Genomic DNA, 12,792 nt, shown 5'->3' on the forward strand with positions numbered 1-12,792 from the left:
GAGCGCTTACCCGCCATTGGTTATCATCGAGTGAAATCCCGTCAGCGCGGGTGGCGTAATTTCTCGACCGCCGCGAGCGTCAGCGCGACGTGACGCGACGGATCGAGGTCGTCATGGACGAAAGCGACGCGGCCATCCTGGCCGATGACATAGCTCGTCCGCGACGTCAGGGCGCGGCCGGCCGGGCCGTTCTTGAGCGCCACGTCGTACCCCTGCACCACCTTCGGCCCGGCGCTCGCCACCGCGAACTGACCCGCACATTTCTCGCTCGAGAAGCGCTGCAGCGTCGGCACATCGTCCGCCGACATGCCGATCACCATCGCCCCAGCCTTCTTGAAGGCGGGAATGGCCTCGGCAAAAGCGTGCGCTTCGGCGTTGCAACCACCGGTGAACGCCGCCGGGAAGAAATAGAGGACCACCGGGCCCTTCTTCAACGCTTCGGCGAGATGGACGGGAATGACCTTGCCGGCCATGGCGCCACGCGTCGTGAAATCGGGTGCGGCGGCGCCGACGGTCAGCGCAGCGGTGGCCGGGGCGGCGACCAGCGCAATCGCCAAGGCGGCAGAAAACAGGCGCATGGACACGATCCTTTCCTTTGACGACACGCAGCCTAGCGCGATCCGGCTGAGCGCGATAGGCACGGTCGGATGCCGGTATCTTCCGCCGATCTCGCCCTTGCCCAGCGCCTCGCGGATGCCGCCGGCGCGGTCATCCGCCCGTATTTCCGCCGTGACTTCGGTGGCGAGACCAAGGCCGATCACAGCCCCGTCACGCGTGCCGACCGCGAAGCCGAGGCCGCGATGCGGCGTTTGCTCGACGCGGAGGCCCCGGGCGACGGCATCGTCGGCGAGGAATATGGCGACAAGCCGGGGGTCACCGGGCGACAGTGGGTGCTTGATCCGATCGACGGCACGCGCAGCTTCACCGTCGGTCGTGCGATCTTCGGCACGCTGATCGCCCTGGTCGAGGACGGATGGCCCGTGCTCGGCATCATCGACCAGCCGGTGCAGCGCGAACGCTGGGTCGGCGTCGCGGGCCGACCGACGCTGTTCAACGGTCAGGCGACGCGTACCCGTCCGTGCGTGCAGCTGGAGGGCGCGATCGTCGCCACGACCAGCCCGCACCTTTTCGCCGATGGCGACGTGCCGCACTACATGGCGCTCGTCGCCGCCGCCTCGGGCGGCCGCGCGCGACAGGGTCCCGTCTATGGCGGCGACTGTTACAATTACGGGCTGCTCGCCAGCGGCCATCTGGACGTCGTCGCGGAAAGCGGCCTGCAGCTCTACGATTTCGCCGCGCTGGTGCCGGTGGTTGAGGGCGCCGGCGGGCGGATGTGCGACTGGAACGGGGAGCCGCTGACCGGGTCGAGCGACGGCCACGTGCTCGCCATCGGCGATCCCGCGCGCACCGACGACGTGCTGGAGGCATTGCGCGCGACGCATCACGACCATTGATCGGCGCGACACGCGCCCTGCGCCAAAACAGCCGGTCGACGCCCTATCGCTCGCGCGTCGCGAGGAAGCGCACCTTGGGATAACGGTCGGCGACATAGCCGACTTCCCACGCGCTCTTGGCCAAGAAGACGGGGTTGCCGTCGCGATCCTTGGCCATGGCCGAGCGGTTGAGATCCATGAACGCCTTGAGGTCGGCCGGATCGTCCGCCGCAATCCAGCGTGCGGTGTCATAGGGCGCGGGCTCCAGCCCCGCCGCCACCTTGTACTCCGCCTCCAGCCGGCTCAGCAGCACGTCGAGCTGCAACTGCCCGACGACGCCGATGATCCAGTTGCTGCCGATCTCCGGATAGAAGACCTGGGTGACGCCCTCTTCGGCCATGTCGTCCAAGGCCTTGCGCAGCTGCTTGGTCTTGGTCGGATCCTTGAGCGCGACGCGGCGCAGGATCTCCGGCGCGAAATTGGGCAGGCCGGTGAAGCGTACGTCCGCCTTCTCGCTGAGCGTGTCCCCCACCCGCAACGTGCCGTGATTGGGAATGCCGATGATGTCGCCCGGAAAGGCTTCGTCCGCCACTTCCCGGTTCTGCGCGAAGAACAGGATCGGCGAATGGACCGCGATCGGCTTGCCATGGCCCGTCGGCGTCAGCTTCATGCCGCGCTTGAAGGTTCCCGAGCACAGCCGCATGAACGCGATGCGGTCGCGATGATTGGGGTCCATGTTCGCCTGAACCTTGAAGACGAACCCCGTCACTTCGCCGTTCTCGGGGCTCACCGGCGCGGGCTCGGCGGGCTGCGCGCGTGGCGGCGGGGCATGTTCGGCGAGTGCGGCGATCAGTTCGGCGGGCCCGAAATCCTTGAGTGCCGAACCGAAGAAGACCGGGGTCAGGTCGCCATGGCGATAGGCGGCGTCGTCGAAGGCCGGATAGCCGATCTGCGCCAGTTCGATCTCCTCCGCGATGTCGTCGGGAAGCGCGGGGTCTTCTTCGACCTTGCCCTGGAACGTGCGGCTGTCGCCTTCGGGACGGGTGATCCGCTTCGTGGCGAGGTCGAGGATGCCCTGGAACGTGCCGCCCATGCCGACCGGCCAGGTCATCGGGGACACGTCGAGCGCCAGCATGTCGGCGATCTCGTCGAGCAGCTCGAAGACCGGCCGTCCCTCGCGGTCGACCTTGTTGACGAAGGTGATGATCGGCACCGATCGCAGCCGGCAGACCTCGAACAATTTGCGCGTCTGCGGCTCGATTCCCTTGGCGGCGTCGATCACCATGATCGCCGAATCGACCGCGGTCAGCGTGCGATAGGTATCCTCCGAGAAATCCTCGTGCCCTGGCGTGTCGAGCAGGTTGAAGGTGATGCCGTCATGCTCGAACGTCATCACCGACGAGGTGACGGAGATGCCGCGCTGCTGTTCGATCTTCATCCAGTCCGATCGCGCGCGCCGGTTCGCGCCGCGCGCCTTGACCTCGCCGGCCAGATGGATGGCGCCGCCGAAATAGAGCAGTTTTTCGGTCAGCGTCGTCTTGCCCGCATCGGGGTGGGAAATGATCGCGAAGGTGCGGCGGGGGGATGTCATCACTGGGTCCGGTCAGAAGGCGTCATCCCCGCGCGGGCGGGGATCCAGATACTCAGGCGTTCGGGCAGGAGTCGCTGGGGTTGCGTCGATGGATTCCCGCCTACGCGGGAATGACGAAAATGGGAATTGCCCCGTCGCGCGACCAGCCCCGCGCTTATGCGGCCAGCGTCACACGCATGCGGATACTCTTTGTGTCGCCCGGCGCGATCTCGAAGACGCCGGGCTTGTCGCGGAAGTCGCCGGCGAAACCCTCCGGATCGGCGATGCCGTGCCAGGGCTCGACGCAGACATAGGCGGCGCCCGGCTTGGTCCAGATGCCGAGTTTCGGCGTGTCGGGAAAGGCGATGTCGAGCTGCGGGCCATCGCTCGCGCCGTAGCTGACGCGCTGCGAGCGGATATGATCCCAGACGAGCGCATCGTCGGTAAACAGGTCATCATGCAGGACGAGCGTACGACCGTCGAGCGGCGAGGGCCGCGTGGCAGCCGCGATCAGGCCATCCGGCGCGATCTCGCGCAGCGGATCGGGCTCTTCGCGTTCGAAGACGATGCGATGATCGGCGCGTTCCCGGCCATACGGCAGCGGCCAGGCGAACGCGGGGTGGAAGCCGAAGCTGGCCGGCATCGGTCCTGCGTTGCGATTGGTGATCCGCGCCTCGATCGACAGCGTCGTATTCTCGACCGAGAAGGCGATTTCGAGCCGGAAGCCGAAGGGATAGGCGGCGCGCGTCTGCTCGCTATCCTCGAGCGCGAAGACCGCGCGACTGTCGGATAGTTCCACAACGTCGAATAGCGAGTGGCGCGCGAAGCCGTGCTTGGGCATCGGATAGGTCGTGCCGTCGAGCCGGATCCGTAGGCCGTTGGTGACGCCGATCACCGGGAACAGGATCGGCGCGCGGCCAGTCCAGAAGGCGGGATCGGCGTTGGTCATCAGCTCGCGCCCCTCGCCGTCCTCGAGGTGCGAGAGTTCCGCGCCGAAGGGGTTGATCGCGGCGGTGAGCTGGTGCGAGCGGATGCGGATCATCTGGCGGTCGGTCATGATGCGGCGTGTAACGCATGTGCCGGCCAAAATCCTCCCCTGCCTTCGCAGGGGAGGCGGTGGAGGAGCAGCCAAGCAGAGCCAGCGCCCGTGGCTGCCCCTCCACCATTCGGCTGCGCACCTAGATCCCCCTCCCCGCCCAGCGAGTAGGATCTAGGCGCGCAGCACCGCGCCCTGTTTCGCGGCCGCGGCGACGATCTTGTCGCCGATGGCCTTCAGGGCCTCGTCGGTGAAGCTCTTGTCGGTTGGTTGCAGCACCACCTCGACCGCCACGGACTTCATGCCCGGTTCGACGCCGGTGCCGGTGAACACGTCGAAGACGCGCGCGCCGGTGATCGCTGCCTTGTCCGCACCCCGCACGCTGCGCACCAGCGCATCCGCCGAGAGCGCCGCGGGGACGAGGAAGGCGAAGTCGCGGCGCACCGCCTGCAACGCGGGCGGCGCGAAGGCGGGCCGCATGAAACCACCGCCGCCGCGCTTCGCGGGCAAGGCATCGAGGTAGAGTTCGACAGCGGCGACCGAGCCATCCAGGTCGAACGCCTTGAGCAGCGCCGGGTGCAGCATGCCGAAGCGCGCGAGGATCGTCTTCGGGCCAAGCCGCAACGTTCCCGACTGCCCGGGGTGCCAGGCATCGCCGGCCTCGCCCATGACCTGCAGATTGTCGACCGGCGCGCCGGCGGCGGCGAGCAGCGCGACCGCCTCCGCCTTGGCGTCATAGGCATCGAAGACCGCCGCCTTCCCCGCCTTCCAGCCGCGTTCGCGCGCGTTGCCGGCAAGCACGACGCCGAGCGTGGGATGCTCGCCGTCCGCGAGATAGCGGCGGCCGACCTCAAACAGGCGCACCTGCGCGGTGCCGCGCGCGACATTGCGGCGGGTCGCGGAAAGCAGGCCCGGCAGCAGCGAGGGCCGCATGACCTTGAGGTCCTCGCTGATCGGATTGGCCAGGGTGAAGGCGCCGCCGCCGAAGGGTGCGGCCTCGGCTTCGGAAACGAAGCTCCACGTCACCGCCTCGTCGAGGCCGCGCGCGGCGGCAGCGCGGCGGACGCGGCGTTCCAGCTTCTGCTGCGGGGTGGCGGTCGGCTTCGCCACGCCGGGAACGCGCGGCAGCGGGACGGGCGCGACCTTGTCGATCCCCTCGATCCGGATCACCTCCTCGACGAGGTCGGCGGGGCCGTCGATATCGCGGCGCCAGGTCGGCGGCGTCACCTGCCAGTCGGTGGTTACGGTGAAGCCGAGCGACGCGAGGATGGCGCGCTGACGCTCGGCGGGGATGGCGAGGCCGCCCAGCGTTTCCGCCAGATCGGGATCATAGGCGTAGCTTCGCATCGCCAGCGGCGGCTGGCCGGCCCGCGTCACGGCGCTGGCGGTGCCGCCGCAATATTCGAGCACGAGGAAGGTCGCGATGGCGAGGCCATCGTCGAGGAACGCGGGATCGACGCCACGCTCGAACCGCTGCCGCGCGTCGCTGGTCAGCGCCAGCGCCTGGCCGGTGCGCGCGATCGCGTCGGGCGCGAAATAGGCGCATTCGATGATCACGTCGGTCGTCGCCTCCGACACGCCCGAATGCGCACCGCCCATGATGCCGCCGATATCGTGGACCGCGACATCGTCAGCGATGACGGTCATGCCCTCGCTGAGCGCGTAGGTCTTGCCGTTCAGCGCCTCGACGGTTTCGCCGGCGCGGGCATGGCGCGCGACGAGGCCGCCCGACAGCTTCGCCCGGTCGTAGACGTGCAAGGGGCGGCCGAGGTCGACGGTCAGGTAATTGGTGATGTCGACCAATGTCGAGATCGGCTTCTGTCCGATCGCGGTCAGCCGGCGACGCATCCATTCCGGCGACTCGCCGTTGGCGAGGCCGCGAACCTCCTGCGCATAGAAGGCGGGACAGCCGGCAGCATCCTCGATGCGTACGTCGGGGCCGGGGCCTTCGCCGGGGACGGACGGGACGGTCGGGGGCACGAGCGTACCGAGCCCGGCGGCGGCGAGGTCCCGCGCGATGCCGTGGACACCCATGCAATCCTGGCGATTGGGGGTGATCGACACGTCGATGACGGGATCGTTCAACCCCGCGTAATCGGGGAAGGGCGTGCCGACCGGCGCATCGCCCGGCAGCTCGATGATGCCGTCATGCCCCTCGCCCACCTGGAGCTCGCGGGCGGAGCACATCATGCCGTTCGATTCGACGCCGCGAATCGCCGCGACCTTCAGCGTCACGTCGAGCCCGGGGACATAGGCACCGGGCGCGCCGAATACCCCGACCAGACCGGCACGCGCGTTCGGGGCGCCGCAGACGACCTGCATGGGGCCGTCACCCGCGTCGATTGAGAGGACCTGGAGCTTGTCCGCCTGCGGATGGCGCTCGGCCGACAGGATGCGCGCGACACGGAAGCTCGCCAGCGCCGCGCCGGGATTGTCGACGCCCTCGACCTCCAGCCCGATGCGGGTCAGGCCGTCGAGGATCTCCTCGAGGCTCGCGTCGGTGGTCAGGTGATCCTTGAGCCAGGAAAGGGTGAACTTCATGTCCGGTACCTTCGTCATCCCGGCGAACGCCGGGACCCATGGGTGCGGGCGGCTGATGGTAGCCGCCCCGTGTCCTCACCCCCCGCGCCGTGTCCGTGGGTCCCGGCTATTGCCGGGATGACGGAGGGGATGGGTGTTCGTGTCAGGCCGCGACGCCGACGCCGCCCGACAGCGTCGGCACGTCCAGCGCGGCGAAGCCATAATGCTTCAGCCAGCGGATATCGCCGTCGAAGAAGGGGCGAAGGTCGTCCATGCCGTATTTGAGCATGGCGAGCCGGTCGATGCCGCAGCCGAAGGCGAAGCCCTGCCATTCGTCGGGGTCGAGGCCGCAGGCGGCGATGACCTTGGGGTGAACCATGCCGCTGCCGAGCACCTCCATCCAGCCGCCGCCCCCCTCTCGTCCGGGATGGCCGCCGATGACGCGCTTGCCCTTTTCGATCGTGTAGCCGACATCGACCTCCGCCGACGGTTCGGTGAAGGGAAAATAGCTGGGGCGCAGGCGCAGCACGATGTCGTCGCGCTCGAAGAACGCCTTCAGGAAGGTCTCCAGCGTCCATTTGAGGTGGCCGAGCGTGATGCCCTTGTCGATCACCAGCCCCTCGACCTGGTGGAACATCGGCGTGTGCGTCGCATCCGAGTCGGACCGGTAGGTGCGACCAGGCGCGATGATGCGGATCGGCGGCTTCTGCTCCAGCATCGTGCGGATCTGCACCGGCGAGGTATGCGTGCGCAGCAGCGAGAAGGTGGTACGCTCGTCGAACGTCCCCGCCGCCTTCGCCTCCTGTCCCTGGGTTAGGTAGAAGGTGTCGTGCATCGCACGCGCCGGATGCGTCTCCGGGATGTTGAGTGCGGAGAAATTATGCCAGTCGGTCTCGATCTCCGGCCCCTGGGCGACGGCGAAACCGAGGTCGGCGAAGATCTCCGCCAGCTCGTCCATCACCTGGCTGACCGGATGGACGGTGCCGGCGAGCGGCGCGTCGGCGGGCAGCGTCATGTCGAGCGTCTCGGCGGCGAGGCGCGCATCGAGCGCCGCCTTCTCTAACGCCGCCTTGCGCGCCGCGATCGCGTCGCCGACCGATTCGCGCAGGGCGTGGATGCGGGGACCCTGTAGCTGACGCTCCTCGGGGCTCATCTTGCCGAGCGTCTTGAGCAGCTGGGTGACGCTTCCGTTCTTTCCCAGGGCGTCGATGCGCAGCATCTCCAGAAGCTCCAAGCTGGACGCTTCCGCAATCTGCGGCAGATAGGACCTGATATGGCTGAGGTCGTCGGTATCGGTCACTTCATCACTCCCGGACGGGTGCTATCAGGCAAAGGCGGAAGGCCCAACCCGATCGCGAGATCGTCCCAATGCTCGTTGTGCGCTTCGATCAGCTCGATCTTCCACGCCCGCCGCCATTCCTTCAGCCGCTTCTCGCGTACGATCGCGGCCTCCATCGTGTCGTGGACCTCGTACCAGACGAGGCGCTTGACGCCGTATCGGCGAGTGAAGCCCGGGATCAAGTCTTCTCGATGCTGATGGATGCGTTGGATGAGGTTCGAGGTCACGCCGATGTACGGCGTCCCATGGCGGCGGCTGGCGACAAGGTAGACGCAGGGACAGAAGTCGATACGGACCATCATCCTGTTCCCTCAATCGTCATCCCGGCGAATGCCGGGACCCATGGATACGATCGGCCTGCGTGTGCGTGCTGCCTTTGACGGAGTCGAGTCCATGGGTCCCGGCATTCGCCGGGATGACGAGGGGAACGGACGGCTGGCCACCTTGACGCGCCGCCAAACCAAAACGGGCGCCGGTGTTGCCACCGGCGCCCGCTGATCGGTCGCGTCGCGAGGGGGCGGTTAGGCCGCCTGCTCCTGCGGCAGCGCCGCCTTCGCCTGAGCGATGATGGCGCTGAACGCCTCACCCTCGTGCATGGCGATGTCGGCCAAGACCTTCCGGTCCAGCTCGATGCCCGCCAGCTTCAGCCCGTGCATGAACTGCGAATAGGTCAGGCCTTCGGCCCGGACGCCGGCGTTGATGCGCTGGATCCACAGGCCGCGGAACGTGCGCTTCTTCACCTTGCGGTCGCGATAGGCGTACTGGCCGGCCTTCTCCACCGCCTGACGGGCGATGCGGATCGTGTTCTTGCGACGGCCGTAATAGCCCTTCGCCTGATCCAAAATCCTCTTGTGCTTGGCCTTGGTCGTCGTGCCGCGCTTCACTCGTGCCATTGTTCAGCTCCTCAGTTCAGGCCGTACGGCGCCCAGGCCTTCACCGTCGCGGTGTCGGCCTTCGACAGCACCGTGGTGCCGCGGTTCTGGCGGATGTACTTGCCGTTGTGGCTGATCAGGCGGTGGCGCTTGCCGGCGACGCCGTGCTTCAGCTTGCCGGTGGCGGTGAGCTTGAAGCGCTTCTTGACGCCGCTCTTGGTCTTGAGCTTGGGCATTTTGGTCCTTTCGCATGAGAGCGTCGCTTGAACAGCCGCGGCAGCCCTTGATGGCCGGGCCGTTCGTCCACGCAACGCTCGGGAAGCTGGGCCCCTTAGCCGCGTCGCACGGCAAAAGCAACCGATGCGGAACCGGAACGACGCGCGGACGCTTGGATGGGTTGCGATGGACCAGCCTCTTCCCGCCGCGGCGCCCGCCGACACGCCGCCGCGCCGCGCCGCCGGGTGGCGCATCGCCCGCGACGTCGCCCTGGCCATCGTCGGCCTGATCTTCGCCTTGTGGCTGATCCTGTTCCTCACCAAGGGCCGATTCCTGAAGCATCCGTTCGAGACGATCGTCGGCAAACTGACGCATCGCGAGGTACGGGTTGCAGGCGACTTCCAGCTCTATTTCGCGCCGCTGCAGATCAAGTTCGCGGCGCAGGGCTTCAGCATCGCCAATCCGGGCTGGGCGAGCCGACCCTATCTGTTCCGCGCCGACGCCCTCGACTCGCGGATCGCGCCGCTATCGCTGCTGTTCGGTCGCCGGCGCTTCTACCGGCTGGATCTGACCAACGGCGCGGTGGACCTCGAATGGCTGCCCGACCATGCCACCAACACCTGGACGTTCAGCAACAAGAAGGGCGGCAAGCCGCTGGCCTTTCCGGTCATCGACCGCGCCACCGTCGTCGGCACGACCGTACGCTATCGCGACCCGCGACTGCGCCTGCTCGCCGACATGCGGATCGATCCGATCCGCTCGACCGATGCGCGGATCGGCGACGCGGTAGGGCTGGCGGGCAATGGCCTGATCCGCGGCACGCCTTTCACAATGGACGCCCGACTGCTGTCGCCGAACCAGACGGTGGCGCGCGGGGCGAACCGGCTGGACCTGACCGCGCGGGCGGCGGGTAACGTCGTCGACGTGACCGGCACGCTGCCCAGCCTGGCGGCCTTCGAAGGCGTGCCGCTGCAGACGCGCGCACGCGGCCGCGACCTGTCGGATCTGCTCGCGATCATCGGCGTCGCGATCCCCCATACGCGCACCTATCGCCTGAAGGCGCAGCTGGTGCAGCAGGGGCGCGACTATCGCTTCACGCATCTGACGGGCACGTTCGGCGACAGCGACGTGGCGGGCAGGCTGACCGTCACCAACGGCGACCGGCTGCACCTCGATTCGACGCTGGCGACAAGGACGCTCGACATCGTCGATGCCGCACCCTTCATCGGCTACAATCCCGACATCGTCGCGACGCGGGGCGCGGAGGCCGCCGCCGCCGCGACCGGCGCCGCGCCGCAGCGGCTCCTGCCCGATGCGGCGCTGCCGGTGGCGACGATGCGGCGGTTCGACGCCGACCTGAAATGGACCATCCGTGCCGTCCGGTCGCGGCGCGTGCCGATCAGCGACGTCGACCTGACGCTGGCGCTCAAGGACGGGCGCCTGGCGCTGTCGCCGATGGCGTTCGCGATGGCGCGCGGCAACGTCGCCGCCGATGTCGTGTTCGACACTCGCCGCCGACCGGCGGCGGACAGCTACGATATCCGGCTCGCGCCGACGCCTCTGGGGCGGCTGCTGGCGGGCTGGGGCGTGGCCGAAGCGGGCACGACGGGTGTGATCAAGGGCCATATCCAGCTGGCGGGTCGTGGCGATACGGTCCACGATTCGCTGGCCAACGCGCGCGGGCGTATCGCCTTCGTGCTGCCGGCGGGATCGATGTGGACGCGCAACGCGCAGCTGTCCGAGCTCGACATCGGCGTCTTCGTCCAGAAGATGTTCCAGAAGGAGCTGAAGGAGCCGGTGCGGATCAACTGTGGGCTGATCGGCTTCACGGTCCGCGACGGGGTGGCGGCGGCGGACCCGATCCTGATCGACACCACCAAGAACGTCGTTACCGGGCGTGGCGGATTCAGCTTCCGCAACGAGACGGTAGACCTGGCGATCCGCGCCGACGGCAAGGAATTCAGCCTATTCTCCGGCCAATCCCCGGTCGGCATCGGCGGCACGTTCGCGCATCCGTCGCTTGCGGTGATCAGTCCGCAGCTGTTGGCGCGCGCGGGTGCCGGGCTGGGACTGGCGGTGGCGGCGACGCCTTTGGCGGGCATATTGGCCTTCGTCGACGTCGGCGACGCCAAGGCGGCGGCCTGTGGCCCGGTGCTCGCCGGCGCGAATGCCCGCGCCCAGCGCACGACCAAGGGCAAGCCACGCGAGGACGTCGGCACGGGCACCACGGCGAAGAGCGGCGACGGCGAGACGACCAAGGCGCAGCGCAAGAAATTCCTGGGAATCTTCTGACGGACCCCACCGTCCGCCTGTGCGGCCGGGACGAAACAGAAGGAGCCTCAGGCCTCCCCGGCCGGTACCTCTAGTGTGCGATCCAACAAAGCTGGATCGGCGCGGTACCGGCCCTCACCCCCACCCGGCCGCCCACCCAGGATACGCTGAGTGGGCGGCCGGGTGGGGGTGAGGGCCGGCACCGCTTCCCACGCACGTGAATCACACTCTAGGCGACCCAGTCGCGTCGCAACGCCCTGACCGCGCCCAGCATCAGCGCGGCCGCGACGAGGTAGAAGCCCAGCGCATAAAAGGTGGCGAAGCGCAGCGCGTCGACGCCATAGGCCGCCTTCATCGCGTCCGACAGGCGCCCCATCAGCCACGATCCCAGCCCGAGGCCGATCAAATTGTTGATGAACAGGAAGCTTGCCGAGGCGGTCGCGCGCATGGGCGCGGGCACCAGATGCTGGACCGCCGTGGTGACGGGCCCCAGCCACAGGATGTTGAGGCCGTTTGGCACGACGAACAGGAACCAGGCGAGCACCGGAGACGGGCTCATCAGCGCCGCGCCGAACAGGGGCACTGTCAGCACCCAGGCGATGGCCGGCAGCCTCGCATAGGCGCCGCGGTCGCGCGCGCCGAGCCGGTCTGCCAACCACCCTCCGCCGAAGACGCCGATCGTGCCGCCGACGAGCAGCAGGGACGCGACATAGTGCGACGTCCCCAGCAGCGTGAATCCGAAGCTGCGGATCAGCACCGAGGGGATCCAGAACGCCAATCCATAGCCGCACATGGAGCTGAATGCGGCGGCGAAGGCCATCAGCCAGAAGCTCCGCTTGCCCGCGAGCAGCCGGAACACCGCCACGACGCGGACATGCTCACCCGCGGCGCTCGCAGGGCGCGGCGGATCCTTGACGACGAGCCGAAAGACGGGGGCAAGCACCACGCCCGCCAGCCCGACGACGATGAACGCCCAGCGCCAATCGACGAGGCTGGCGATCACGCCGCCCAGCAGGGCGCCGCCCGCAAGGCCGATCGGGATCCCGAGCGAGTAGATCGCCAGCGCGCGCGCACGGCGTTTGGGAGGAAAATAGTCGGCGATCATCGCATAAGAGGGCGCGACGCCCCCCGCTTCCCCGACTCCGACGCCGAGGCGGAAGGCGAACAGCTGCCAAAAGCCCGTCGCAAGACCGCATAGCGCGGTGAAGCCGCTCCACACCGCCAGGCTGCCCGTGACGACCCAGCTTCGGCTGGTCCGGTCCGCGACGAGCGCCAGCGGAATGGCGAGCGTCGAATAGAGCAAGGCGAAGGCGATGCCGCCGAGCGCACCGAGCTGGGTATCGCTCAGCTTCAGATCGGCCTTGATCGGCTGCGCCAGGATCCCGAGGATCTGCCTGTCGAGGAAATTGAATGTGTAGACGAGCAAGAGCATCGCCAGCACGAGCATCGGGTAGCGGGGACGGGTGGTCGTGCCGGTCATGATACCCTCTTCTCGATCATCCTCACCCTTTCGTCGCTGCGCGAGGCGCTGGAAA

At 68.1% G+C, this 12,792-nt stretch carries 11 protein-coding genes; 2 read left to right on the forward strand and 9 right to left on the reverse strand.

Features of this window, described 5'->3' with window-relative positions; translation table 11 throughout:
* Positions 1-41 precede the first annotated feature (41 nt).
* Positions 42-578, reverse strand: a complete 537-nt coding sequence (locus RF701_RS10725) for a peroxiredoxin (RefSeq protein WP_308814954.1) — start codon at positions 576-578, stop codon at positions 42-44.
* A 69-nt stretch (positions 579-647) separates the two neighbouring features.
* On the opposite strand from RF701_RS10725, the gene RF701_RS10730 reads away from it, so the two are divergent.
* A complete protein-coding gene (locus RF701_RS10730) occupies positions 648-1,454 on the forward strand; it encodes an inositol monophosphatase family protein (protein ID WP_308814955.1) in 807 nt (268 codons plus the stop codon).
* Between the two features lie 43 nt (positions 1,455-1,497).
* Here the strand turns inward: RF701_RS10730 and RF701_RS10735 are convergent, their stop codons facing one another.
* From RF701_RS10735 to rpmI, 7 genes are all read right to left on the reverse strand, one after another.
* Positions 1,498-3,024 carry a peptide chain release factor 3 gene (locus tag RF701_RS10735; RefSeq protein ID WP_308814956.1) on the reverse strand — a complete coding sequence of 509 codons (1,527 nt, stop codon included), beginning with the start codon at positions 3,022-3,024 and terminating at the stop codon, positions 1,498-1,500.
* 154 nt (positions 3,025-3,178) lie between these two features.
* On the reverse strand, positions 3,179-4,060 hold the full coding sequence (locus tag RF701_RS10740; RefSeq protein WP_308814957.1) for an aldose 1-epimerase family protein: 882 nt from the start codon (positions 4,058-4,060) through the stop codon (positions 3,179-3,181).
* Positions 4,061-4,213: 153 nt separating this feature from the next.
* Positions 4,214-6,580 (reverse strand): phenylalanine--tRNA ligase subunit beta, encoded by a 2,367-nt coding sequence (pheT, locus tag RF701_RS10745; protein WP_308814958.1) that lies wholly within the window; start codon positions 6,578-6,580, stop codon positions 4,214-4,216.
* Positions 6,581-6,722: 142 nt separating this feature from the next.
* Positions 6,723-7,859, reverse strand: a complete 1,137-nt coding sequence (gene pheS, locus RF701_RS10750; RefSeq protein WP_210357549.1) for a phenylalanine--tRNA ligase subunit alpha — start codon at positions 7,857-7,859, stop codon at positions 6,723-6,725.
* Positions 7,856-8,197: a GIY-YIG nuclease family protein gene (locus tag RF701_RS10755; RefSeq protein WP_308814959.1), complete on the reverse strand. Its 342-nt coding sequence runs from the start codon at positions 8,195-8,197 to the stop codon at positions 7,856-7,858. The genes pheS and RF701_RS10755 overlap by 4 nt, the downstream gene beginning before the upstream one ends.
* Before the next feature lie 222 nt (positions 8,198-8,419).
* Positions 8,420-8,791 carry a 50S ribosomal protein L20 gene (rplT, locus tag RF701_RS10760; protein WP_203309188.1) on the reverse strand — a complete coding sequence of 124 codons (372 nt, stop codon included), beginning with the start codon at positions 8,789-8,791 and terminating at the stop codon, positions 8,420-8,422.
* Between the two features lie 11 nt (positions 8,792-8,802).
* Positions 8,803-9,006: a 50S ribosomal protein L35 gene (gene rpmI / locus RF701_RS10765; RefSeq protein WP_066489358.1), complete on the reverse strand. Its 204-nt coding sequence runs from the start codon at positions 9,004-9,006 to the stop codon at positions 8,803-8,805.
* A gap of 166 nt (positions 9,007-9,172) precedes the next feature.
* Here rpmI and RF701_RS10770 point away from each other — a divergent pair, with 166 nt between their 5' ends.
* Positions 9,173-11,278, forward strand: coding sequence for an AsmA family protein (locus RF701_RS10770; RefSeq protein ID WP_308814960.1), 2,106 nt, complete (start codon positions 9,173-9,175; stop codon positions 11,276-11,278).
* A gap of 208 nt (positions 11,279-11,486) precedes the next feature.
* On the opposite strand, the gene RF701_RS10775 is transcribed toward RF701_RS10770, so the two are convergent.
* Positions 11,487-12,737, reverse strand: a complete 1,251-nt coding sequence (locus RF701_RS10775; protein WP_308814961.1) for an MFS transporter — start codon at positions 12,735-12,737, stop codon at positions 11,487-11,489.
* Positions 12,738-12,792: the final 55 nt, after the last annotated feature.

The organism is Sphingomonas sp. GV3, from assembly GCF_031082075.1.
In the GTDB taxonomy this organism is placed as follows: domain Bacteria; phylum Pseudomonadota; class Alphaproteobacteria; order Sphingomonadales; family Sphingomonadaceae; genus Sphingomonas; species Sphingomonas beigongshangi.